Source organism: Roseibium sp. HPY-6 (assembly GCF_040530035.1).
Lineage (GTDB): Bacteria > Pseudomonadota > Alphaproteobacteria > Rhizobiales > Stappiaceae > Roseibium.
Window position 1 is genome coordinate 146,929 of the sequence record NZ_JBEWCD010000003.1, and the last position, 23,076, is coordinate 170,004.

Genomic DNA, 23,076 nt, shown 5'->3' on the forward strand with positions numbered 1-23,076 from the left:
TGGAAGCACCATGACATCCGGGCCATTTTCGATAGCTCAAGTCTGTTATTTGATCAGGCCGGCTTCTTTGTAGAAACGCTCAGCTCCCGGATGGAGTGGAACGCCGATACCGTTCAACGCTGTATCCGGTGTGATCGTCTTGCCTTTGGCGTGACCGACATCCAGCAGCTTGCGGCTTTCCTTGTTCCACAATGCCTTGGTGATCTCGTAGATCAGGTCGTCATCTTCCTTCGCGGATGTGTACCACTGTGCACCAACGGCAACGGTTGTCACGCCGTCCACACCTTCATAGGTCTCGGCCGGAATATCGGACGAAGCGAAGAAACCGTATTTGTCGGTAAGTGCCTTTGCACCGTCTCCGTCAATCGGCACGAGTTTCATATCCGCTGCAGACGCCAGTTCGACAAGTGCACCGGTGGGATATCCAGCGACGATAAAGAGAGCGTCGACCTTGCCGTTCCGCAAGGCTTCCGTTGCCGCCGCACCTTTCAGGTTCTCTTCCTGAATATCGGACAGCGACAATCCGTTTGCTTCCAGGATCAGACCCGCATCGACATAGGTGCCGGAACCGGGCTCATCCACTGAAACGCGTTTGCCTTTCAGGTCTGCGACGGAGTTGATCCCACTGTCTTCCAAAGTCACGAGATGGATATGCTCTTCGAAGAGGGCAGCGATCGTGCGCAGATCGGTTGCCGGTTCCTGGCCTTCCATCGTGCCTGTGCCGGTATAGGCCCAATAGGCAACATCGGATTGGGCGAAACCGGAATTGCGCAGACCGGAAATGATGGCATTGACGTTGTCGACGGAACCACGGGAAGACACCGCAGAGGCGATCAGGCCATCAACCCCGCAGCTGCCACCCTCACCGCATTCACGGGATCCGGGTGGCTTGGAAATGGCGTTCGCGATCACTCCCCCGACCGGATAGTAAGTGAAGGCTGTTCCTCCGGTGCCGATTGTGAAGAATTTTATCTCTTGCGCGAGTGCCGGCGTGGCGAGCACTGCGCAGGCCGCAAATGCGAGCACTGCAGATTTCAACTTTTTCAGCATGATTTTTTGCTCTCGATTATATATGACGATTTAATAAATCATAATATGATTTGTCTGAAAAGTTAAAATTGGGATCGTTGATGGATCGGATTTCAGAAATGGACGAAAGAACTGCTGGCAAGACGATTTATGTGGTCGGTGGTGCCGGTGGCATCGGATCGGCAATCGTCAAAAAACTGCTGAAGGAGAACAACCGCGTTCTTGTCTTGGATCTTAACGAACCTGCAGACCGAAGCTGTGCATATCAGCATGTGGACCTGACGCAACCTGAGTCCATTTCCACTGCCGTCAGCGAAGGTTTGAAAAAAACCGGCACGCCCCAAGCGCTAATCTTTTCAGCAGGATATCTTTCCCCTTGCGCCTTTCTGAATCTGGAAAATCAAGATATCGAAGATCATTTGAAGGTCAACCTGTTTGGCGCTTTCAACATAGCCCAGGAAGTCGTCAATCTAATGCTGGAAGATGGCGGCAGGATCGTCTTTATTTCGTCCATTCATGGACAAATCGGCATACCGAACCGCGGCGCCTATGCAATGTCGAAAGCTGCCCTGGGCGCTCTGGCAAGAGCGATGGCGGTCGAGTTGTCACAGTACAAAATCAGGGTGAATGTGTTGGCGTCTGGCGCGGTCAATGCTGGAATGAATCCCGATCCCAAGTCACGCGGATACTGGTGCAAGGAAACACCGGCGGGCCGCGTCGCGGAGGTTGAAGAAGTTGCGCAAGTGGCGACGCTTCTGGTGTCAGATCAGGCGAGCTTCATCAGCGGGCAGACAATTGCTGTTGATGGTGGTGTCAGTAATTTGCGATCATATTCGTAGTGAATGAGGCAGGCGACTCTTACGGAACCATGGTTTTGAAAACCCGCTCTTCAAGCTCCGTTGTCAATGAACTGGCGGCCAAGTTGCGCCGTGATATCGCCCTGGGCACTCTTTCACCGGGTGCACGGTTGAATATCGAAGCGCTGAAACGCGAACACAAGGTATCCCATCCCTCCATTCGCGAAGCCTTGGCTCTGCTGGCCGGCGAGGGATATGTCTCGTCTGAAGGCAACAAGGGATACCGCGTCCTGGACTCCTCGTTCGAAGACCTGAGCGATGCGACACGGCTGCGTGCCGAGTTGGAATGTTTAGGCCTGCAATGGTCGGTATCAAACTCCACGCCGGAGTGGCGTGCCGGCGTCGTGGCTGCGCATCACATGCTCAGCGAAGTCGAAGAAGACATGATCGACGACCCCAAGGGATTTGTCATCGAATGGGACGAGCGGAATTTCCAGTTTCACAAGACACTGATCAGCAACTGCAACTCGCCGCGCCTCATGGACACGGTTGCCAATCTTTATGATCTGACCAGGCGCTACCGGCTTATGGCCTATTCGATCGCTCACAAAAATCACCGCGACTGGCTTTTGAAAAGCGCGGAAGAACACGTGCAGCTGAAAAATCTTGCGATTAACGGCGACATAGAGGCTGCATGTCGACTGCTGCGCGACCACACGACAAAGAACGTCGATCAGGAGGGCGCAACCCTGTTCAACGTGCCTATGAGTCAGTAGTCACGCTGCTCATGCAAACCGGCTTGCACCAACAAAGGTTTGGGACCGGTGCAACCTGTTCGAGATGGTTGATGCCGTCGCGTAATGCGTAAGATCACAGTCCCTCGAACCCGGGATATGGAAGAGCAATGCGAACATGTGATGAGTGATCAGACAATCAACGTTTGCTACAAGTTAAAAAGTATGATGCAATAAGACGTTCTCTTGTTGCTAAGTCTATACACTTATGAATTCCAAATTTCTTCTTGGAGGAAATAATATAAGATATTGTATTGGATTCGAGAAACTTAATTTTCCGGATTATTTTAGTGATACTTGTTACAGCCATTACTTGTGGATTTCTTGTTAGGATTAACAAACAAGCGAGCTGCCATTGATCGAGCATGCACGGATCTAAAGATTGCTTACGTGCAAATCCACTCCACTCATTTGAAACGGAGCCCCAGCATGATCTCCAATCGTTTTTCAGTTTTTTCTCTGGCAATCTGCGCGCTCATCGCAGTGCCCGCGTCGAATGCAGGAGCCCAGTCTGCTAAGAGCTATCCCAAAGCGCAAGGCGGCGTCATTACTTTGCCGTCAGGAGACATATCCTTCGCCGATCGTGTCCATCGATTTGACGAAGGTAATCCGCCATCCAAACGGACAGCCGCCCGCAATCCCGAGAGCATTTTGGGGCCCACGGATCGACCCAAATCTGCAGGCACCGAGATACTTGAAGCGACGACGCTGACACTCGGCTGTCGTGGATCCATAACGCTTGAATTCACCGATAATGCATTGATCGATATAGAAGGCCCGGATTTGCACATCTGGGAGGCTGGAGACGATGTTGAAGCGACTTTTGTTGAAATTTCGCGAAACGGTGAAGCCTGGACTGAAATCGGCATGGTTTCCGGGTCAACAGCGAGCCTCGATATTACAGGACATGCAGTCAAGGGGGCAAGCTATCGCTTTGTTCGCCTGACCGATGCGAAATGCGCGAGCCGCACCGGCAATTGGCCAGGCGCTGACATTGACGCAGTGGCCGCCGTCGGGTCAGCAGAGCGGTTTGTGTTTGATGCTGGCGTGCTGTTCGCATTCGATGAAGCAACGTTGTCAAACGAAGCCCTGACAATTCTGACCCGCTTTTCGGATCTTGTTGGTCAAAGGCAGTTTTCACGACTGGTGATCGAGGGCCATACGGACTCAAAGGGAAGCGACGAATACAACATGGACCTTTCTCAACGACGCGCTGATGCAGTGCGTGCGTACCTGGCGAACACGCCTCGACTTGCCCAGTCCGACATGTCTATCCGTGCTGCGGGCGAGCGTGAACCTGTCGCGGATAACTCCACGGACGCGGGTCGTCAGAAAAATCGTCGCGTCGAAGTCATTGTCGTACCGTGACGTTTCGTGCGTTTCTGGCCGCGCTTCAAGGGCGCGGCCGTGGGGCTGTCATTCGCAGGAACCTTATTTAATGCAAGGACAGAGCCCGCATCTCGACTTCTGCGCAACCACACGGACCAAGCACATCGATCCGGAGAGTCCAACACTGTTCAACGTGCCCTGAGCCAGTGGCCGCCGAGGCCATTGAACAGGCTTACGACCATAAAAGATTGGTGCCGGTAGACCCGTTCGGAGAAGTCAAATCCGTTCGGTGACGAAACAGACCAATATCTGTCTAGTTTGGAATATGACGGTGCAACAGAGGAATTTCTCCTCGGCAGGCAAAAATCAGATGCAGTGCAATTGCCGTAAAGGCTGTCATCTTCTGCCGTGCTATCACAGGTAAAGAGAAAAGTCTTAAGCAGATGATGAGAGACGGTTTCACTGCGCGCGGAAGGTGGTTCTCTCGTGCAGAGGAGCGCCTCAATTAAAGCCGGAGCGATGCACTGGATGTTTTGAGCCGCGCATCAAAGAGTAGAGCAAGGAATTCGGGAGTTCCTCTGCGTAAGATAATAAACTCTTAAATCACCAATACGCCCTTGTTGAAGGCAGAGGCCGCGCTAACTTTGGAAGCTAGCGTGTGCGGAAACAATGTATGCCGGTTTGATTGCATTAACGCGAGGTTTGAATGGACACTATTGCTGAAGACATCGCGCGGGACGCGGCTGAAGAGCTATCGCAGGTATATGGCAGCCAGTTGGTCATCGAGGTCGAAAAACGCTTGCAAGGACGCCCTGCCGAAAAAGCCGAAGACTACACGTTTGGTGTCGCCGAATCGGTCGCAATCGCGGGTTTGATCGTGAGCATCGCAAGCTTCCTTTATAATGTTTACAAAGATCAGCGCGATAAAGCAGTGGCAGATAGCAAGGATGCAACAAACCGTGTTCTGGTTGAGATTCAGTGGCCCGGCAACCTGGATGACCCGCAAAAAAAAGAGATCATTAATGCGGTTCTGACCCGGCTAGGGACGCGATGAATGCGCGTCAGAGTCTCGGTCAAGAATGGTCGAATTGCGTCTGAAGGCGAGCACAATTCTTTAGGTGCCGACTTTCAAAATCCACTCCCCGCAAGCGCGGCTAAAGACCTTCGCTTCTATCTCGAGGAGTTTCCCCGGCTCCCCGTCGCAGCTTTTGCCATGGAGGCCGCGAGAGTTGAGTCCACGGAGCTCGACGCCTGGGGTGCTGCCTTGCGCGACCTGGTCCAATCGGCGTCGGGATCGGATTGCGGCGAGATCGATCGCACAACATCGCTGGTTATCGAAAGCAACTGCCCAACCGTTCATGCCATTCCCTGGGAGCTTTGCCACGATGACGAGGGCTCTCGTTTCGTCCTGAGCGGCGGTAACTTAGAGCGCGCCATCGGACCTGAAGAGCCGAGCAGGACCGGCGCAAAGGGCAGACCGCTGCGGTTGTTGCTCGTGATCGCTCGACCAAGCGGGATTTCAGACCTGCCACACCAGTTGATGGCGAAGCACATTCTGGAGACAAATGCCCGGTTTCTTGGACCTATGGACATCACCGTTTTGCGGCCGCCGACCTTTGCGGCGTTTCAGAAGTGCATAGCCGAGGCGGCCGATGCCGGCACGCCGTTTGATATCGTGCATTTCGATGGACATGGCGTATTCGACGATGACGCCTTGGTCGCAACACTGCAATTTGAGGCAGCAACACCGGGAGATGGTGCTGATGCGGTATCTGCCGAGGCGCTTGGCGCAGCAATCAGGGCCGGAGGCGGTATCGAACTCCTTCTGATCAATGCATGCCGTTCAGCTTTTCTTGCAGCCGATGCGCCGCTTGAGGCATCGATTGGACCGGCTCTTCTCGCTGCAACAGACTGTGCAGCAGTCGTGGCTATGTCGCATGTGGTCCGTGCAAGAGCAGCCGAAATCTTCGTTGAGACTTTTTACGGCGCACTTCTGTCTGGCCATACCGTTTCAGCAGCCGTCTCGCGCGGTAGAAGGGCAATGGCCGAGACGCCTGACCGTCCAACAATCTGCGGGCCGATTCCTCTTCAGGATTGGATGATCCCGGTTCTTTTCAGCCGGGCACCACTTAAGTTCGAGATGTCCGCAGCGTCCGAAACAGCGGACAGCGACAGGTTTCCAGGGCCACGCATAGTGGGGCGTGACGTGTCGATCATGCAGCTGGAGCGTGCGTTCTCACAGGGCAATAGCGTCTTTTTGTTCGGCCCGATCGGGATTGGCAAATCCGCGGTTGCAAGAGAATTCGAACGTTGGACACACGCGACCCGCTGGTTTGCCAACACACCGCCAGACCATTCAAGAACGGTCTGGTTTGATTGTCGCAAGACGGCCTTCCCGGATTTACTGAAGCATCTTCGCGACGCTTTGCAAAACGTTGGCGAGCCAAACGCACATCCACCCTCGCTCTTCATCGTCGACGACTTTGAATGCCTTCGCTACCAGTTGATTGGTCTTCAGCAGCAAGATTCACTCGATTTGGCCCTGTCCCTTGAGACAGCCTTCAATGACGCCGTGAAAGCATTTGAAAGGAGCCTTCACAAGCTCCTGATAGTTTCCAGATCACCGGAAATCTGGGTTGAAGGCGTCACACGCGTCCATCTTGGTCCGCTCGATCAAGATGCCGTTGCAGAACTGGGCGCTTCGATCCTTCCAGACCCGACCGTATGGCGCGCGCCTGAGATGCAGAAGCTGATCGATCGCTGTGCAGGTCATCCGCAGGTGTTGGTCAGTACGCTCCCGTTGCTTGAAACCCTCTCACCTAAAGAGCTTTTGGCTCAGTTCGACGCAGATCCGGCAAACTGGGTCGACGGGTTCGCTCAGGCTGTGACAGCGCAACGGCTCGATAACTCATTAGGGCTTTTGCCGAACACGATCTTGAGCAGAAGCCCGCTCGCCGCAACGCTTCTGGAAACGCTTGACCCATCGCTTCTGGTGACAATCTTTATGGTGCTTGCCGACGGACATCCCTTTAAGGGCGATCCTCCTGAACCCCAGGCCCATGAAATCCTGACAGCGTGGCTTGATTTCGGACTTGCCTGGCACATTGATGGCGAGGGCAGGTTCGTTGAGGACCCTGGTGCCGTTGACACTGAACATTGGACCGTGCCCCTTCGCTTACACCCTCTTTTTCCCGCGCGTGCGGCGCGCCTCGGCCATACCGCTTTTAAGGAAGACTACGCTTCAATCGCTGAAGATACGACGCGTGCGGTGATCGAAGCGCGGCGACGCCGGTGTGAATACCTGCTCGTTCATAAACAGACCGACCGGGATGCCGAAAAGTTTTTTACATTGCTGTATGGCCAGTTCGACACCTACGAGCGCGCCGACGAAGAGGGATTAAGACGCGGCCTTCATGATGCTTCATCCTCAATCGGTTCAGCACTTGCGAGCATCCGCCGCAGTCAAGGCGACCGCACCTATGAGGCGAACCGCGCAGAAAACCTGTTGTCATCACTGTCCGCCCCAAGTCCAGGCCAACCTCTCAGCGAAGAGGATTGGAGATGGATCGGGGTCATGGGCAACGAAGGCAAGCGATACCTGGATGCCGGACAACTCAATGACGCAGAAGACATTTTTCGCAGTCTAGTCAGTCTTCTTGAGGACAACACTTCCGCGCGCGAGACATATGCATTGGCGTGCCGGTTTATGGGACAGGTTTTTGCAAAACGCACCACAATGAATGACGCGAAGGAAGCGCTGCATTGGCTAAAGAAGAGTGAAGAGATTGCGCGGCAGGATGACCTTAAAGACGAGTTGGCCAAGTCGCTTTCTGACGCCGCAACCGTTCTGGACGGCATGGGAAAGGGAGCGGACGCTCGTAACATGCTGGAAGAGGCAATTGCCTTGCGCAAAACGCTCGCCGATGCTCCGGAATTGGGCCGCCTCTATTCGTTGCTGGCAAGCATGACGAAGGGCCGAGAACAGGAAGAAGCGCGCCGCGCGGCCGTGAAGTCGGCTGCCGCAGGAGCCAGGTCGGGTGACGAGGCCGCTGTCGAAAACGCGCTTTTGGCCGTTGCGAAAGAGGCGATTTTTCGTAACCCCGAGGAAGCGCGCGAAGCGCTGCTCTCCGCCTTAAAGTCGCGTCTGGCACGCAATGCTGGCGGGTGCGCCGAAATCTATCACAATTTGGGCAACTTGGACCTTCAGGCTGGCAACCGGGAGGCGGCTGAAAAGTGGTACAATGCGGCCTATGACGCAGCTTGTGAAGAACGGAACGAAGCCATAGAACATGCTGCGGCTTTCTCAATTAGGGTCAACGGTCTTCGGTTGGCACCCAAAGCCTTACTTTCAAAGATCCGGCAAAGTGTGGAACGGAACCTCACAAACAAAGACGATTGACAAGATGTGTCGCTATTTCGAATGCAAAAGGCCGTAAGCAACAAAACTCTGAATTGCCTTAAAAGGTCCAAACCTACGGCGCTCACGGACCAACAGAAAACTCAGTATTTTTCGACGCCAAATCGGTTCCTGTACTCTGTCGGCGAGATCCCGAGAACGCGTTGCATGGCGCGCCGCAAGCGTTCGTCGTCTTCAAAACCGGTTCGGTGCGCGATCGTCGCAACGGGAAGTTCGGTGGCCTCCAGCAGGTCTCGTGCTGCAGCAATGCGAAACAGCTCGATGGTTTTGGCAGGCGTCCGGCCGGTGACTGCCCGATAGACCCTGGTAAAATTGCGTTCGCTCATTCCCACTTGCTCGGCCAATCGATCGACGCGCAAGTCTTCCTTCAGATTGTCTCCGATCCAGGTGTGAAGAGCGTCAAACCGGCCATCCGCATCATTGGTCTGGCTGAGAAGCACGGAGCTGAACTGAGACTGGCCGCCTGGGCGGACCATGTATACGACCAGTGTTTGGGCAAGACGGACAGCAACCTTTCTGCCCGAATCTTCCGCCACCATGGCAAGAGCCATATCGATGCCCGCGGTCACCCCGGCCGACGTCCATACATTTCCATCTTTCACGAACATACGGTCCGGCTCTACAGACACGTCCGGATGTTTGTTTGCCAGGTCGTCGCAAGAATACCAATGCGTCACCGCGCGGCGGCCATCAAGCAGACCGCTCGCGGCGAGCACGAAGGCGCCCGTGCAAACAGAGCCTATTCGCGCGGCCTGCCCGGCAAGAAGAACCGTATTCTCAACGAGTTCCGGGTCTTGCGCTGCCGCTTGCGCACCGAAACCGCCGGCAATCAGGAGTGTGTGGATTTTTCTGTCGCGCAATCGCTCCATGGAATCCGTGCCGAGTTCAACCCCTGCATCTGTCAGCTGTATCCCGCCATTGGCGGATGCAAGCACGATCTCGTAATTCTCACCTCCAACCCGTCTAGCGTCGGCGAAAACCTGCATTGGACCCGTTACGTCAAGCAGCTTGGTATCCGGAAAAACGACCACGACAACAACCGGACGCGAATTGGCGGAAAACGAGGGCATGTTGTCGGTTTTGCCAAAAAATTTACTGTTAGTCTATCTCTGAGGCATCAAAGTTTTTTTAAGTATAGTATGGGGGACACTCATGAAAAGGATACTAGCAACTGCAGTTGTGAGCCTTGCACTCATTTCCTCGGCGGCAGCTGCACCCTTCCAATGGACTGCCGTATCTGGAGGCAACGATCACTGGTATGAATTTGTCGTACTCGGGGTTGGCGACCCATCTTTGTCGGCCACGCAAGCGGAAGCGCTTGCCGAGTCATCGTCCTTCATGGGCCTGGGTGGCTATCTTGCAACGATCACGTCCGCCGCCGAACAGTCATTTCTCAATATGAACTGGACCGGTGCGGGCAGTGTGACTGGTCAGTTCCTGGACTACAGCTACTTCCTGATTGGCGCGACGGACCGCGACACGGAAGGTTCGTTTGAATGGCTGGGAGGTCCTGATGATGGAAATCCTCTGGGACACACCAACTGGAAACTGGGCGAGCCAAATAACGCGGGCGGTGAAGACTACGTGGTGGCCTGGTGGGAAGACAGCGCAACCGGTGCATGGAACGATGTGCCCGGTAACTCCGGCGTACGGGCTTACCTCGTGGAATATAGCGGCGCTCCGGTTCCCGTACCCTTGCCGGCAGCGCTTCCGCTGCTGGTCGGCGGGCTTGGACTGCTGGGCTTCGCTGCCCACCGCAGACGCAGAACATCAGAAGTCTGATCTGTCACCCAAAACTGGATTGACCTGGCCTGCCGTGTTGGCAGGCCTTTTTGTGCATGAATTCGCCAGGAACGAGGATTGCCGTAGATTTCCCCACCACTCTCGACCTGGCACTCAAAAGAAATGGGTCCGTAAGCGTGAGTGGTGTTCTGCATCTTGCTCCTTAGACCACATGGCTACGCTCAGGCTGGTGCCTTGTCCGGTGTCAGGATTGTCATACCAATCCTGTTGGCTACAGCCATTATGGCAGGGATGTCCGGTGGACCATCGGGTACCGGAATTTCTGACGTGCCGTCCGGCATGGCCTCGCCAGCCTCTGTAAAGAACGTATCGTGCATTTCGCCCGGCGCATTTATGCACAAAAGGCGTCCCGCCGACTGCCCGGTACAGGTAAAAGCGTGGACGGCTCCGTCGGGCACTTTGACAAATTCACCGGCGCTGACGCGTCTGGTCTCTTCATTCACCAAGAACTCAAACTCTCCGTCGAGCACGAAGAAACTTTCATCTTCACCGGCGTGGTGATTTGGCGGTGCACCGGCTCCAGGTGCGGTCTTGATTTCGACGATAGTGCACTTGTTTCCCGTTTCTTCCGGAAACGCGTGGAACGTCAGGAGGTTCCCGAGAAGGTGATAAATGCGGGGGCGAGACTGCTCCATGCTGATGGCTCCTTCTATTTTCGGTAATCTTCATTTATAATACAGATATCTCTTAATGAGACAAGTGTATCATTTTGGAATTGTACCCGTGGCACCTAGAACCAATCAGAAAAACAGGACGAGAGAAGCACTCCTCATCGCTGCGCGCGAGCTCATGTCAGAGGGGAGTGAGATTACGCTGGCCAAAGTTGCGGATCGCGCGAAAACCAGTCGGGCAACGGTCTACAGATACTTCTCAGACCCTGGCATCCTGGCACTGGATGCAACACTTGACGTCCAGGTTGCACCAACGTCGCAGCTCCTGGAAGGGCTCGAAAACGTGCGAAGCCGGGTTCACAGAGTCGCGCAATACTACCTGGATTTCTCACGGGATCACGAAGCTTACTTCCGGCAGTTTTTGGCTGAGTCCTTAAAGGCAGCGCTGGAAGCAGGACAAGCCAAAAAACGCGGCGCTCGCCGGGTGACAGCGTTCGACGAAGCGTTGGAGCCCGTCCGTGAACGTATGGACCCCGAGGAGTATGAAGACCTGACGCGGCGCCTGGCCATGACAACAGGCATGGAGCAGTTCATCATTCTGGAGGACATTCTGGGGGTGGATCGGTCAGAGGGTGACCGTCTTCTCTCAGGCCTCGTCGATGCGTTGCTGGATCGGTACTTGCCGCCTGCCTGAATCGCATTCGGCTCTTGGGCCTGAAACCGGCAAACGAAAGCGCACACGCGCTACCGCCAGCCCGGCAAATCGGAGACTGATTTACCCTGGCCTGCCATCCTGTCGCGCCTTCTTGTGCTTGCGTTCACAAGGATAGAAAATGGCGACGCTCACCACTTTGCTGCCCCATGTTCCACGACAAACCGCGTCTTCCGAGCTCGTTTCCTGATCCGCCGAAAATCTGCAACAAAGGCGCTGAGTTGCCACACTGTGAACATCTGGCGAAAGGTAACTTTGCACCCAACTCAGTTATAGAGTGTATTGATCTTCCGCCTGCTTGCAGTACTGAGCGGCCCTGGCTTATGAAATGCTGCTTCTTTTTGCTACATACAAGCATATTAGACACGCTGCTAAACCACTGAAAAACGAATTTTATTTCAACATTCTACTCTAAAGGCTTAGCCGGTTTCACTTTTTGTAAAGCCGTGCCATCTCATCCGCAAAAAACGTGTCAAACTCACTGGGCGGGATCCAGCCGGCCGGCGCTTCATTCAGAGGTTGATTGAGAAACAACTTCACCGCAGCGACAGTGTGCCAGCTTTGAGTTCCGGCTGAATGATGCGGCCGCATGGGCACCACGGTGCCGTCTTTCATGATCATGTCAGGACGCTTAAAACCACCCGAAATGTCGCTGTCTTTGGTTTCACTAACGACGGCGGTATCTAGATCACTCAGTTTCCAGTTCCAACAACTCGCATGCTTGCCACCAGACACCGTTAGCTCAATTTTATCGGCTTCACGATCAAGGATAATCGTTGACTTTATTCGGGACACTTTCAAGTAAACAAGCCCAATTGGAATGACCAGTAAAAACAAGAACACAAAAGTCCAAGCACCCTCGTATGCAAAAATTGCTGCACCAACAAATGACACCGCGGACAAAAGGTAGATGCCGGCAGCTTTATCTTTCTGATTGTCAGAAAGCGTAAGTCTTAAGTCAGATTTATCCTGAATTTCCATTTAATAATTATGTGAGCGACCAAGTCGAGTGTCAACGCGGCCCATTTGGGATTACCGCAACCATCAGATCGCATGTTTTCCGAAATGGCCTGGTTCAAGAACACAAATCCGTTAGAGCCGATGTCTGACTTTCGCGTCAGGTTTGCCGTCAGCGGAATGTCTGCGATGTCCAGAATATGACACGGTCCCTCAAAGATGGGCTGGTTGAGCAGCAAGAAGTCTGATCGCGATGCTTGGCGGGACGCGGTGGGACAAACAGTTTCCCGCTTACCCCAAGAGCCTTAGTCGCGGTGCCACCCCGCATCCTGAAGGCGAAACCAGACATTTGCGTCGCTGGTCTTTTTGGTGATCAACACTGTGTCGACGCCCGAAGCGGAAGAAGGAACGGAGGCAAACTCTTGCCCGGATTCCAGCTTTTCGCACTCATGCCGAAACGAAGAGAATGGAAAAAAGGCCGGCTCGCTGGCCAGTTTTGCGGTTCGGGAGCCAAATAAATCAGGCTGATCGGGTTTAAGTGGGAACACATTTCCAGCTGCTCCCACGCATGCAGGATCCGACGCGTGTCACATACCTGTTACATTTGCACGCTAATCGGGAAATGCAAAAAAGAGAAAACATAGGAGGCTCCGATGACCTCTCTGAATACTCAGCTATGGGAGCTGATTAAGACGCACAAGATGCCTGATGATGCTGCAGGCAAGCCATTCATCAAACAACTGATGGCCGAAAACCGCATTTCTCTCGATACCGCAACCGTGGCGATCGCCGAATATCAAAAATTCATGTACCTGTGCGCCACACGATCTGAGCGCAATGTCCCCTCGAAAGCGGTCGATTTGGTCTGGCATTTGCACATGCAGCACAGCCGCGACTATTGGGACATTTTCTGCAAAAAACTGGGCAAACCGGTGCACCACAACCCCGGTGCCAAAGGCCCGGAACACCTTGATGACTACAAAGCCACCATCAAAGCGTACAAAGACCTGTTCGGAACACCCCCAAAAGGAATTTGGAAGCTGAACAATAAAGTTGGAGCGTTGGTGGTCATGATCGTCTCGGCGGTTTTCATTTACATCGGCATAAACTCGATCGCTGATGGTGACAATCTCTTGTTTGGCGTGTTCTGGCTTTGCATCCCGCTCTTCATCTTCGTGACCACACTCAATTACCTAACCACCAAAGGTGAGCTAACGCTGATTTTTGAATCAAATGATCCTTTCTCCAACGAGGACGCGGGCGACTGTGGCTCGGGAGACGGCGGTGGTTGCGGCGATTAAATTGAGGGCCCAAAGCGGACGCGGGCTCGCCGGGTGAATTTTGGCACTGTCGGGCACCGGAACCTCACCTAACCTTGAATAGGTCCGACTTATGCTGCAATCGCTCCAACGTATGCGATGCTGAGCGCCGCAAATTGGAGCGATTTCGCTGTCGATTGACCGCGCGATGGTTCGTCATGTCAGTGAAAGCGCTGTTGCTTTTAATAACCGGAGATTGACACTGCATCCGCATTGACCGGCGTCAGAGCTCCATCGGCGAGACACGCGTCCTACCCAAAACGTCGTACTTGCCTGTGTGCGCTGCAATAGGCTCTAATCCGCGCAACGAACCGCACCCGGGAGGAACCGTTGAGCAAGACAAATCGCGGTAATTTTTTCGAAGACTTCGAGATTGGTCAGGTCATCCGGCATGCAACGCCGCGCACGGTCACGAGCGGTGACCAGGCGCTCTATACAGCGCTCTACGGTTCGCGTTTCGCGGTTCAGTCCTCCGACGCGTTTGCGCGTGCCATCGGCTATGCCCACGCGCCTGCAGACGATCTGCTGACGTTTCACATCGTCTTCGGCAAAACCGTTCCCGATATTTCCCTCAATGCCGTCGCCAATCTCGGCTATGCCGGAGGCCGGTTCCTGGCGCCGGTCTATCCCGGAGACACGCTGTCGACCGTCTCGGAAGTGATCGGCAAGAAGGAAAACTCCAACGGCAGGACCGGCGTCGTCTACGTCCGCTCGACCGGCTACACCTCCAAGGGAACCGAAGTGCTGGACTATGTCCGCTGGGTGATGGTCAACAAGCGCGACCCCGGCTCGCCGGCACCGGAGCCTGTCGTTCCCGATCTCCCCGCGGCCATCGAGCCGATTGCGCTCGGGACCGCGGTTCCACTCTTGGACAGCGCAAACTGGGACAACGACCTGTCTGGCTCCGAGTTCCGTTTCGCCGATTATGCCATCGGCGAGAAGATCGACCATGTCGACGGCATGACGGTGGAAGAAGCCGAACATCAGATGGCCACCCGGCTTTACCAGAACACCGCCAAGGTTCATTTCAATCAGCACACGGAATCCAAAGGCCGGTTCGGCAAGCGACTGATTTATGGTGGCCACGTTATCTCACTCGCCAGGGCGCTCTCCTTTAACGGCCTCGGCAACGCCTTTCATATTGCAGGCATCAATGGCGGGCGGCACGTCGCTCCGCTATTTGCCGGCGATACGGTCTATGCCTGGTCGGAGGTGCTCGATGCTTCAGAGATCGAAGGACGCAAGGATGTGGGCGCTCTGAGGCTACGCCTGGTGGCCACCAAGAACCGCCCCTGTCAGGACTTCCCCCTCAAGGACGGCCACGGCAAATACCTGGAGGACGTCATTCTCGACTTCGACTACTGGGTTCTCATGCCGACTTAATCCCCTGCGATCAATCAATCGCTCTGAGGATGACGCGGAACCGCATCGGGAGTACCATGACCTGAGAGGAGGCCAGTCATGCTGACAACGCTCTCGGCAAGGGAAACGAACCTGCTGCTCGCCATCATGCAGGACATGATTGCCGTTCAGGATGCAGATGAACTCAGAAACCGGATCGGCGAACCGTTGCTTGATCTTTTGGAGGCCGATTATTTTGCGTCCTATGTCTGGTCACGCAGCGACGGCGATACATCGGGTGTCTTCCTGAACATGGACGCAAGCAATCTTGCAGCCTACGAAGATCACTTTCAGTATTGCGACCCTATCACTCCGAGACTGCGCCTGTGCGGCCGCGCAACCCATGTCGACCAGGTGATGTCCCGTGACGAATTTCTGCGTACCGAATTCTACAATGACTTTCTGGCGCGCGACGGATTGCACCATGGCATGAATTTTCACGCCTTTGCCGGATCAGGCCATCTGGGAGACCTGCGGATCTGGCGTGGCCGAAAGCGGGACACGTTCCAGCAGCGCGACCTGGGTCTTCTCAATGCGATCGGGATCGCGTTCGGCAAGGCGCTGGAAAACCTTAAAGAGGTCGAGGAAAAACTGGACCGAGCCGACCCTGGGCGGCGCCTGGAAAATTGGACAGTCCGCCACGGACTGACGGCCCGGGAACAAGACGTGCTGCGCCTTCTGTGCGAAGGCTTGCGGGACCGCGATATCGCAGCAACCCTTGGTGTCTCTTCAACGACCGTGCGCTCTCATGTGAAAGCAATTTTCCAAAAGTCCGGGACAACGAGCAGGGCGGCGCTGATCGCGAGCATCAACGGCCAGATGCGCATGCAATAAAGAAGACACCTCCTCATTTTGGAGGATGTGCCCATTGAAGAATGAGCGTTTCCTGATTTTCCGACCAGAAAAGGGGAACACTCATGAAAAGGCACCTGTCAGTTGGTTTGGCCGCAGTTGCGGCCTTCGTCGCTAATCCCGCGATGGCCTCCGACGACATTACCAACCTCACGGCCATTGAGGCGGCCGAGGCGATCGCAAGTCAGACATTCACTTCCGTGGATCTCGTCAACGCGCTCATCAACAAGACCGGCGACGATCCGGGCAATGTCTTTATCACCTTTGACAGCGAGGGCGCCCTGGCTGCCGCAGCAGCTGCCGACGAAAGCACCGCGTCCGGCAATGATGTCGGTCCACTGCACGGCGTTCCAATCGTGGTGAAAGACAACATCGCATCGGCCGGTTTGCCGACCACAGGTGGAACGCCGGCGCTCAAAAACTGGATACCCGTCGAAGACGCACCTGTGCTGGCCAGGTTACGGGAGGCCGGCGCGATCCTGATCGGCAAGACCAACCTGCACGAACTTGCGTTTGGCATCACGTCCAACAATGCCGCGTTCGGCGCGGTCGCGAATGCCTACGATCCGGAGCGGTTTGCCGGAGGATCGAGCGGCGGGACCGGCGCAGCCATAGGCGCACGTCTGGCACCTGCGGGCCTTGGAACCGATACCGGAGGATCCGTGCGCATTCCAGCCGCGTTGAACGGCGTTGCCGGGCTCCGTCCGACGATTGGGCGATATCCGGCGGGTGGCATCATCCCGATTTCCGCAACCCGCGACACGGCAGGACCGATCGCCCGGACCATTGCCGATCTTGCGCTTCTTGACGCTGTCATCACAGGCGCACCCGATGACGTAGCACCTGTCGATCTCGGCGCGGTGCGCCTCGGCGTGCCCTCGGGTCTGACTGAAAACCTGTCGCCCGAAACGGAAAGGCTTTTCAAGGCTGCTCTGGCTGAGCTCGAAAAATCCGGGGTGACATTGGTTGATGTCGACATCAGCGCGGAACTCGAACTCGCCGGAAAAGCCGGGTTTCCGATTGCCCTTTGGGAAGTCAAACGCGACCTGGCCGCGTTCCTGGAAGCGGCCGGCAGCGGTCTTACACTGGAAGATGTTGCAGCTGAGGTTGCAAGCCCGGATGTCAAATTCGTGTTCGAAAATCTCGTGCTCGGCGATCAGGCCATTCCGGATGAGGTCTACACGGCTGCAGTGACTGATCTCAGGCCCCTTGTACAGTCGGGGTATGCTGAAGTCTTCGCCGCAAACAGGCTGGATGCCCTCGTCTTTCCGACAACACCGCTCGCCGCCCAAGCTATTTCAGGCTCGGACATGACTGTCTCGCTGAACGGGGAGGATGTGCCGACGTTCCAGACATTCATCCGCAATACAGACCCTGGCTCGATCGCGGGCATACCGGGTCTGTCATTACCGATCGGTCTGACGGCAGCGGGTCTGCCGGTCGGTCTTGAACTCGACGGGCCGGCTTTCAGTGACCGGCATCTACTCGCGCTAGGTCTGGCGGTCGAGAAGGCATTGCCAAAAACCCAGGCACCCGAATAGCCCTGCGGTCAGATTTAGGCCGATATCGGAAAAAAGTGTGGAACCCTGATCGTCCAGATCAGGGTTTGGCGCCCGGAACAACGTCCGTTGTGATCGGCCCGACACCGGCCTCGGCCTCGGTTGTCTTTGAACCGAAGGGAACCCAACGCTTCAGGAAGCGACCTGTCACACTGCCGCTTGATTGTTCCTGAGGGGCAAACGCCGTTTCAACGGCTGTGGCGTCGGTCTCGCCCTGCGCATCTGCCGGTGAGTTTGCAGCTGCCAAAGCACTTGCCGAGGCTTCGGAAGCCGGCTGGTCGGCGGACGGGATCGTCGCCGTCGTGATTTCGGTCTCGTCGCCGGCGTTACCAAAGACTTCAGCAATACGCTTGTTGCGTTCTTCGCGGCGTTGCTGACGTTCGTCACGCGCATCGAAACGAGAGGCAAGCTGTTGGAACTTCTCGTCGTCCTTGCTTTGCTTGGAGGCCACGGCGGTGGCAATACTCGGATGCACCTCATAGTCCGGGCACTGGGCACTTGCGCGGAACGGCACGCCTTCAACGAGCGTGGTCGCGTCAAAGACATACTTCTTTTCGCAAACAGACACCTTCGGCGGTGTCTTCGTCACCTCAAAATGATCGTACCCGGTCTTGAGCATTTTCCAGTAGTCGAGATGCTCATTGTCCCTGTGCCGCGCCATGTTTTCCGGTGTCATGCGGAACGGGAAGGCTTGAACCTGGAAGGACTTCTGACCGCCCTTGAAGCTCTCGCGCGCCAATGCGTAAATGTCTTCGACCTGTTCATCGGTCATGGCGTAGCAGCCGCGCGACGAGCAAGCGCCATGAACCATCAGGTGCGATCCCGTGCGGCCATGGGCACGGTCGTACCTGTTCGGATAACCAAGGTTGAAGGCAAGGTGGTAGCTTGAATTCGGGTTCATCAGGGCCGGTGTGATTTCATAGAAACCTTCCGGTGCCTGACGATCGCCTTCCTTGAATTTAGGTCCAAGTTTGCCTGACCACTTGCAGATTTCGAATTCCTCGAGCTTCTTGTATTTGCCCGTCCGTGTCTGCTTCCAGACTTCCAGCTCCGATTCTTCCTTGAAGATACGGATCATGATCGGCGAATTCGAACTCATGTTGAGATCGGTCATCTTGCGCTTGATCGAGTCGCTGACGGGACGCAGATGCTTCGGCCCGGCGCCGAACTCGTCCGCCTGGCACCCCACCAGAACGCCGGCAGCCAAAATCAGCGCACTAGCTCTGAGGGCAGAACGTCTCCGCATTCGGGAGGAACTTTCTTGCTGCGCGGCTGGCGTTAATAAACGGCGCCCAAAGACCATGTGACTATCCCAAACAAATCGGAAACCGAAAAACGCAGCAGTATATCTGCCTTGCCGTTTCTGGAATTCCTGCGTCTCGCCCCCGCGCAAAGGCTAGGGAATGTTAGTTGACGATAAGTTACTGAAACCCGCCTGCCCCTGCGAAGCAAATTCCGGTGATAAGAACAAAAAAGTGACGCAAACACTCATCTGACTGCCCTGCAAGTGCCTGAATGAAGGCAGAATCTGGCCACAGAAAGGCAAAAATGCTGTGATTGACCGCGACTCGGCCGAAATTTGTTCTGACGTTATCGTGAAGTAAGGCCGTTAACCTTAAGTCAAGGTTCTGCCTATCGCGATAAATTTATCGCGTCTTTGCTTGCGAATTTCTTCAGCGCTCAGGCCGCTCAGTTCACTCAGCGCCGCCTCGATCGATTTTCCGGTCGTGTCGATCACGATTTCACGGGCGCGGTGCGCTCCGCCGACCGGCTCGACAATAATGTCATCAATCACGCCGAGCTGCTTGAGATCCTGCGCCGTGATTTTCAGAGCAGTCGCAGCATCCTGCGCCTTTGCACTGTCCCGCCACAAGATGGACGCGGCCCCTTCCGGTGAGATTACGGAATAGATCGCGTGCTCCATCATGAGCACCTTGTTTGCCGTTGCAATCGCGATCGCCCCGCCTGAGCCGCCTTCGCCGATAACCACTGCAACAGAGGGTATTGCAAGGCCAAGACCGACATCCGTTGACCGCGCAATTGCCTCGGACTGGCCACGCTCTTCCGCTCCGCGGCCCGGATAAGCTCCGGAAGTGTCGACGAAACTGATCAGCGGGATCCCGAAGCGTTCGGCAAGTTCCATGATGCGCACGGCCTTGCGATATCCTTCGGGGCGAACCATGCCGAAATTGTGTTTCAGCCGCGATTCCGTGTCGTGCCCCTTTTCCTGAGCGAGCACCGCAACCGACTGGCCGCGAAAGCGGCCGATACCGGCGAGAAGGGCATGGTCTTCAGCAAATTTGCGGTCTCCGGCAAGCGGCGTAAAATCTTCAATCAGACCTGCAACATAATCGACCGCATGCGGACGGTCGGGGTGCCTTGCAACAAGCGTCTTTTGCCAGGGCGTCAGTTTGGAATAAAGGTCCTGGAGCGTCTGCGCGGACTTCGCGTTCAGCCGCTCAATCTCGCCATCGACATTGACCTCTTCACCATCTTCTGCAGCGATCGCCCGCAGTTCCTGGATCTTGCCTTCAATATCCGCAACGGGCTTTTCGAACTCCAGATAGCTGTGCATGTACTTTTTTACCTGAAACAAACCCGGTCATCAGCGCACGCGCGGCTGTTCCGGAAACTGACAATTGGTGATTTCCCACCCTGATGGCGTTATGTGGAGCGCTGTAACAAGAGACGCAAGTGGGCGCAAGTCTTAGGCCCCACCCGCGCGCCCCCTTCTGGCCTGCCTCAAGGTGCCCGGCCGCAGTTGCCGGCGCAAACACGCAAGGCGGCTACCGCGACGCCTGATCGCTGCCTGCCCCGTCAATCGTCAGCTTGCTTGCCTCCACGAGCAGCCGTCCGTTTTTCGTGTCGATAGCGATGCGATAGGGAATGAGAATATTGTCGCGGCCCATCGGCGCGATCCAGACTTCCATGTCCGCCTGGGCCATGTATTTCACGGACTCCTTGGACGGACGGTGTCCGGCGACCGGGACCCAGCGGGCTTTGCAGACCACGACGGTTCCCTTGTATCCGCGTCCGGACACTTCGCGGGTGCCTTCGTAGCTTAACTTGATATCGAACCGGGTCCAGCCGTCGAAGATAGGCAGTTTCCGGGAACACGCCTTCGGGCCAAAGCTGTCCTTTGACCGCTTTACAGGCATCAACGCCGCGCTGAGCGGATCGATTGCATTGCGCTTGTGGCGGTTGGTGACCTTGATCCGCTCCTTGTTCGGTTTGAACTGAGGCGCGACTTCCATTGAGCGGATGTTGCGTGAGCCCTGCGTGAGGTTCACATAAAAATCGAGGTTGGCCGCGTGCGACGCCATTCGGTATTTGGAAGGCACGACCTTGGACCCGACCAGCCATCCGGACGCTTCCGCACCACCTTTACCGGTCGAGAAAAGTGTTCCGATGCCAGCTGGCGCAACCGTGACCTTCGCCGAATAGGCGTTGCCCTGCATCACGAGCGACAGGGTTCCCCGACCTATCTTGAACCCGGCAAGAGAAATCGAATAAACGCCGCCAACGCTGTTTTTCTTTGCTTGTGCCGGTGAAATCAAAAGCGCACCAGCAAGCATGGGGAGGACGACCAGGCGTCCGAGTGACGTCAGACCAAACACTTTAACAAACCTCCGCGCCACCCTCCGGCAGCCAACTATGCCCCGCGCCAACAATGTTCCGCCCGGATCACACTAGCATGAAAATGACCTCGCGAACGCGATCAATCATTCTAAATTATGGTAACTCAGTGGTTAACACGGCGTACCAGAACGAATAAAACCACAGAATCGCGCCGATGGGCAGGAGATGTCTTGACGTTGGCGCACGCTGCCATTATAGCGGGGCAACTTTTTCCGAGAAATGCCGGAGACGATGTCGCCGGACCTCAGGTCCGCGCCGGTTCCGGTTTGGACATGCTGGGTTCCATGTAACGGCCCAGCCACGAAAACAAAAGGTGATATCATGGCACGCCGTTGCGAACTCTCCGGCAAAGATGTGATGACGGGCAACAACGTCTCGCACGCTAACAACAAGTCCCGCCGCCGGTTCCTGCCGAACCTGTGCAACGTTTCGCTGCTGAGCGACACTCTGGGCGAAACCTTCAAGCTGCGTGTCAGCGCACATGCCCTGCGCTCCGTTGAACACCGCGGTGGTTTGGATGCTTATCTTTTGAAGGCATCCGACGATCAGCTTTCCGACGCTGCCCGCAAGATCAAGGTCAGCATCAAGCGCAAGCAGGCTGAAGCCGCTGCCGCTTAACGCCCTGGGGCAAATCACATGACGGATACGCGGAGTTTCTCTGCGGGACATCACGCCATCGCGATCCTCGCGATGGCGCTTGTCGTTGCAGCGTCCAATTACCTGGTACAGTTTCCCGTCGAGCATGTTGTCGGCGGCGTCAACCTTGCCGATACCCTGACCTGGGGCGCCTTCACCTATCCGATCGCCTTCCTGGTAACGGACCTGACCAACCGCCGGTTTGGCCCTGTTGCCGCGCGCAAGGTTGTTATTTCGGGTTTCGTCCTGGCGATTGTCGTCCCGATGATCTTCTGGGCCCTGGACGAGGCCTTTACCACTCCCCGTATCCTGATCGCCTCCGGCACCGCATTTCTCGTTGCCCAGTTGCTGGACGTTACCATCTTCGACAAGCTGCGCCGCTTGACCTGGTGGAAAGCGCCGATGGCCTCTTCGCTGATCGGCTCCATTGTCGACACACTGCTCTTTTTCGGCATCGCCTTTTCCGCGAGCTTTGCCTTTGTCGATGCCCTGTTCGGATCCGAAGACGGGTCGCTGGCCTTCCCGGTGCCCTTCCTTGGGATTGGCGGTGAAACGGAAGTTCTGCTCTGGATCTCGCTGGCGGCTGGCGATCTTATCGTCAAGGTCTTGGTGGCCCTCGCACTGCTGGCGCCCTATCGGATCATTCTGAATGCTTTCCGTCCCGTACCGAACGGATCAGTGGCATAAAGAAATCGGTAGCAGCTCTACAAAGAAAGTCAGTTCTCCGTTTCGCGGCATATGTGCTACTCAGCAGATGACACACCACTGACCTTTCAGAAAGACGGAGCGAAAACATGGGAGTGACATCCGGCGGCTGCCTGTGCGGTAAGGTCCGGTTTGTCGCCGAGGGACAGCCTTACCGCGTCGGCCTGTGCCATTGTATGGACTGCCGCAAGCAGCACGGCGCGCTTTTTCATGCATCTGCCATTTTTCCGGAAAGCGCCGTCAAGATCGAGGGTGAGACTCGCAGCTACCAGGGGCGATTCTTTTGCCCGCACTGCGGATCATCCGTCTTTTCGCGAACGGACGATGAAATCGAAATCAATCTCGGATCGCTTGATCAAACGGATCGGTTCAAACCGACATATGAGCTTTGGACGGAACGCAGGGAGAAATGGTTGCCCGAGTTTCCACTGAAAGCCCGTTACGCCCGCGACCGGAGCTCGGAAAGCCGAACAGAGGACTAGTCGATTTCAGCGTGTTGTGCAGGCGATACTTCGC

General features: G+C 55.6%; 21 protein-coding genes. 14 read left to right on the forward strand and 7 right to left on the reverse strand.

The genetic code is table 11. The annotated features are described in order from the left end of the window. Positions 1 to 45: 45 nt before the first annotated feature. A complete protein-coding gene (locus ABVF61_RS26595; protein ID WP_353996636.1) occupies positions 46 to 1,050 on the reverse strand; it encodes a TAXI family TRAP transporter solute-binding subunit in 1,005 nt (334 codons plus the stop codon). An 80-nt stretch (positions 1,051 to 1,130) separates the two neighbouring features. Between ABVF61_RS26595 and ABVF61_RS26600 the strand changes: the two genes are divergently transcribed. The 5 genes from ABVF61_RS26600 to ABVF61_RS26620 all read left to right on the forward strand — a co-directional run bounded on the left by ABVF61_RS26600 (position 1,131) and on the right by ABVF61_RS26620 (position 8,348). Continuing rightward, positions 1,131 to 1,868, forward strand: coding sequence for an SDR family NAD(P)-dependent oxidoreductase (locus tag ABVF61_RS26600; protein WP_353996637.1), 738 nt, complete (start codon positions 1,131 to 1,133; stop codon positions 1,866 to 1,868). Between the two features lie 29 nt (positions 1,869 to 1,897). Then, positions 1,898 to 2,602: a GntR family transcriptional regulator gene (locus tag ABVF61_RS26605; RefSeq protein WP_353996638.1), complete on the forward strand. Its 705-nt coding sequence runs from the start codon at positions 1,898 to 1,900 to the stop codon at positions 2,600 to 2,602. A gap of 447 nt (positions 2,603 to 3,049) precedes the next feature. Continuing rightward, positions 3,050 to 3,988, forward strand: coding sequence for an OmpA family protein (locus ABVF61_RS26610; RefSeq protein ID WP_353996639.1), 939 nt, complete (start codon positions 3,050 to 3,052; stop codon positions 3,986 to 3,988). A gap of 667 nt (positions 3,989 to 4,655) precedes the next feature. After that, positions 4,656 to 5,003 (forward strand): hypothetical protein, encoded by a 348-nt coding sequence (locus ABVF61_RS26615; protein WP_353996640.1) that lies wholly within the window; start codon positions 4,656 to 4,658, stop codon positions 5,001 to 5,003. Continuing rightward, positions 5,004 to 8,348, forward strand: coding sequence for a CHAT domain-containing protein (locus ABVF61_RS26620; RefSeq protein WP_353996641.1), 3,345 nt, complete (start codon positions 5,004 to 5,006; stop codon positions 8,346 to 8,348). Between the two features lie 101 nt (positions 8,349 to 8,449). Here the strand turns inward: ABVF61_RS26620 and ABVF61_RS26625 are convergent, their stop codons facing one another. Beyond that, entirely contained in the window at positions 8,450 to 9,436 is a 987-nt protein-coding gene (locus tag ABVF61_RS26625; protein WP_353996642.1) for a GlxA family transcriptional regulator, read from the reverse strand. Positions 9,437 to 9,518: 82 nt separating this feature from the next. On the opposite strand from ABVF61_RS26625, the gene ABVF61_RS26630 reads away from it, so the two are divergent. Continuing rightward, the gene (locus tag ABVF61_RS26630; protein ID WP_353996643.1) at positions 9,519 to 10,148 is read left to right on the forward strand and encodes a lectin-like protein; all 630 of its coding nucleotides are present in this window, start codon (positions 9,519 to 9,521) and stop codon (positions 10,146 to 10,148) included. A 182-nt stretch (positions 10,149 to 10,330) separates the two neighbouring features. Here ABVF61_RS26630 and ABVF61_RS26635 read toward each other — a convergent pair whose 3' ends face one another. Further along, positions 10,331 to 10,804 (reverse strand): cupin domain-containing protein, encoded by a 474-nt coding sequence (locus ABVF61_RS26635; protein ID WP_353996644.1) that lies wholly within the window; start codon positions 10,802 to 10,804, stop codon positions 10,331 to 10,333. Positions 10,805 to 10,892: 88 nt separating this feature from the next. Here ABVF61_RS26635 and ABVF61_RS26640 point away from each other — a divergent pair, with 88 nt between their 5' ends. After that, the gene (locus tag ABVF61_RS26640) at positions 10,893 to 11,474 is read left to right on the forward strand and encodes a TetR/AcrR family transcriptional regulator (RefSeq protein ID WP_353996645.1); all 582 of its coding nucleotides are present in this window, start codon (positions 10,893 to 10,895) and stop codon (positions 11,472 to 11,474) included. 447 nt (positions 11,475 to 11,921) lie between these two features. Here ABVF61_RS26640 and ABVF61_RS26645 read toward each other — a convergent pair whose 3' ends face one another. Continuing rightward, on the reverse strand, positions 11,922 to 12,473 hold the full coding sequence (locus ABVF61_RS26645) for a hypothetical protein (protein WP_353996646.1): 552 nt from the start codon (positions 12,471 to 12,473) through the stop codon (positions 11,922 to 11,924). 629 nt (positions 12,474 to 13,102) lie between these two features. On the opposite strand from ABVF61_RS26645, the gene ABVF61_RS26650 reads away from it, so the two are divergent. The 4 genes from ABVF61_RS26650 to iaaH all read left to right on the forward strand — a co-directional run bounded on the left by ABVF61_RS26650 (position 13,103) and on the right by iaaH (position 17,562). After that, positions 13,103 to 13,750 carry a glycine-rich domain-containing protein gene (locus tag ABVF61_RS26650; RefSeq protein WP_353996647.1) on the forward strand — a complete coding sequence of 216 codons (648 nt, stop codon included), beginning with the start codon at positions 13,103 to 13,105 and terminating at the stop codon, positions 13,748 to 13,750. Positions 13,751 to 14,098: 348 nt separating this feature from the next. Next, positions 14,099 to 15,151 (forward strand): MaoC family dehydratase, encoded by a 1,053-nt coding sequence (locus ABVF61_RS26655; protein WP_353996648.1) that lies wholly within the window; start codon positions 14,099 to 14,101, stop codon positions 15,149 to 15,151. Between the two features lie 78 nt (positions 15,152 to 15,229). Continuing rightward, positions 15,230 to 16,003, forward strand: coding sequence for a helix-turn-helix transcriptional regulator (locus ABVF61_RS26660; RefSeq protein ID WP_353996649.1), 774 nt, complete (start codon positions 15,230 to 15,232; stop codon positions 16,001 to 16,003). 83 nt (positions 16,004 to 16,086) lie between these two features. Then, complete coding sequence (gene iaaH, locus ABVF61_RS26665) at positions 16,087 to 17,562, forward strand: indoleacetamide hydrolase (RefSeq protein WP_353996650.1); 1,476 nt, start codon at positions 16,087 to 16,089, stop codon at positions 17,560 to 17,562. Positions 17,563 to 17,620: 58 nt separating this feature from the next. On the opposite strand, the gene ABVF61_RS26670 is transcribed toward iaaH, so the two are convergent. The 3 genes from ABVF61_RS26670 to ABVF61_RS26680 form a co-directional block, all read right to left on the reverse strand. Beyond that, positions 17,621 to 18,826, reverse strand: a complete 1,206-nt coding sequence (locus tag ABVF61_RS26670) for a L,D-transpeptidase family protein (RefSeq protein WP_353996651.1) — start codon at positions 18,824 to 18,826, stop codon at positions 17,621 to 17,623. Positions 18,827 to 19,195: 369 nt separating this feature from the next. Then, positions 19,196 to 20,155 carry an acetyl-CoA carboxylase carboxyltransferase subunit alpha gene (locus tag ABVF61_RS26675; protein WP_353996652.1) on the reverse strand — a complete coding sequence of 320 codons (960 nt, stop codon included), beginning with the start codon at positions 20,153 to 20,155 and terminating at the stop codon, positions 19,196 to 19,198. Between the two features lie 211 nt (positions 20,156 to 20,366). Further along, a complete protein-coding gene (locus ABVF61_RS26680; RefSeq protein ID WP_353996653.1) occupies positions 20,367 to 21,197 on the reverse strand; it encodes a DUF3108 domain-containing protein in 831 nt (276 codons plus the stop codon). Positions 21,198 to 21,540: 343 nt separating this feature from the next. Here ABVF61_RS26680 and rpmB point away from each other — a divergent pair, with 343 nt between their 5' ends. From rpmB to ABVF61_RS26695, 3 genes are all read left to right on the forward strand, one after another. After that, entirely contained in the window at positions 21,541 to 21,837 is a 297-nt protein-coding gene (rpmB, locus tag ABVF61_RS26685; RefSeq protein ID WP_353996654.1) for a 50S ribosomal protein L28, read from the forward strand. 18 nt (positions 21,838 to 21,855) lie between these two features. Next, positions 21,856 to 22,542 carry a queuosine precursor transporter gene (locus ABVF61_RS26690; RefSeq protein ID WP_353996655.1) on the forward strand — a complete coding sequence of 229 codons (687 nt, stop codon included), beginning with the start codon at positions 21,856 to 21,858 and terminating at the stop codon, positions 22,540 to 22,542. 107 nt (positions 22,543 to 22,649) lie between these two features. Continuing rightward, entirely contained in the window at positions 22,650 to 23,042 is a 393-nt protein-coding gene (locus ABVF61_RS26695; RefSeq protein WP_353996656.1) for a GFA family protein, read from the forward strand. The last annotated feature ends 34 nt before the right edge of the window (positions 23,043 to 23,076 follow it).

Excerpts from the sequence above, each read along its gene's own strand:
- ABVF61_RS26595 (WP_353996636.1), bottom strand. The coding sequence starts at position 1,050 with ATGCTGAAAAAGTTGAAATCTGCAGTGCTCGCATTTGCGGCCTGCGCA.
- ABVF61_RS26600 (WP_353996637.1), top strand. The coding sequence starts at position 1,131 with ATGGATCGGATTTCAGAAATGGACGAAAGAACTGCTGGCAAGACGATT.
- ABVF61_RS26605 (WP_353996638.1), top strand. The coding sequence starts at position 1,898 with ATGGTTTTGAAAACCCGCTCTTCAAGCTCCGTTGTCAATGAACTGGCG.
- ABVF61_RS26610 (WP_353996639.1), top strand. The coding sequence starts at position 3,050 with ATGATCTCCAATCGTTTTTCAGTTTTTTCTCTGGCAATCTGCGCGCTC.
- ABVF61_RS26615 (WP_353996640.1), top strand. The coding sequence starts at position 4,656 with ATGGACACTATTGCTGAAGACATCGCGCGGGACGCGGCTGAAGAGCTA.
- ABVF61_RS26620 (WP_353996641.1), top strand. The coding sequence starts at position 5,004 with ATGCGCGTCAGAGTCTCGGTCAAGAATGGTCGAATTGCGTCTGAAGGC.
- ABVF61_RS26625 (WP_353996642.1), bottom strand. The coding sequence starts at position 9,436 with ATGCCCTCGTTTTCCGCCAATTCGCGTCCGGTTGTTGTCGTGGTCGTT.
- ABVF61_RS26630 (WP_353996643.1), top strand. The coding sequence starts at position 9,519 with ATGAAAAGGATACTAGCAACTGCAGTTGTGAGCCTTGCACTCATTTCC.
- ABVF61_RS26635 (WP_353996644.1), bottom strand. The coding sequence starts at position 10,804 with ATGGAGCAGTCTCGCCCCCGCATTTATCACCTTCTCGGGAACCTCCTG.
- ABVF61_RS26645 (WP_353996646.1), bottom strand. The coding sequence starts at position 12,473 with ATGGAAATTCAGGATAAATCTGACTTAAGACTTACGCTTTCTGACAAT.
- ABVF61_RS26650 (WP_353996647.1), top strand. The coding sequence starts at position 13,103 with ATGACCTCTCTGAATACTCAGCTATGGGAGCTGATTAAGACGCACAAG.
- ABVF61_RS26660 (WP_353996649.1), top strand. The coding sequence starts at position 15,230 with ATGCTGACAACGCTCTCGGCAAGGGAAACGAACCTGCTGCTCGCCATC.
- iaaH (WP_353996650.1), top strand. The coding sequence starts at position 16,087 with ATGAAAAGGCACCTGTCAGTTGGTTTGGCCGCAGTTGCGGCCTTCGTC.
- ABVF61_RS26670 (WP_353996651.1), bottom strand. The coding sequence starts at position 18,826 with ATGCGGAGACGTTCTGCCCTCAGAGCTAGTGCGCTGATTTTGGCTGCC.
- ABVF61_RS26675 (WP_353996652.1), bottom strand. The coding sequence starts at position 20,155 with ATGCACAGCTATCTGGAGTTCGAAAAGCCCGTTGCGGATATTGAAGGC.
- rpmB (WP_353996654.1), top strand. The coding sequence starts at position 21,541 with ATGGCACGCCGTTGCGAACTCTCCGGCAAAGATGTGATGACGGGCAAC.
- ABVF61_RS26690 (WP_353996655.1), top strand. The coding sequence starts at position 21,856 with ATGACGGATACGCGGAGTTTCTCTGCGGGACATCACGCCATCGCGATC.
- ABVF61_RS26695 (WP_353996656.1), top strand. The coding sequence starts at position 22,650 with ATGGGAGTGACATCCGGCGGCTGCCTGTGCGGTAAGGTCCGGTTTGTC.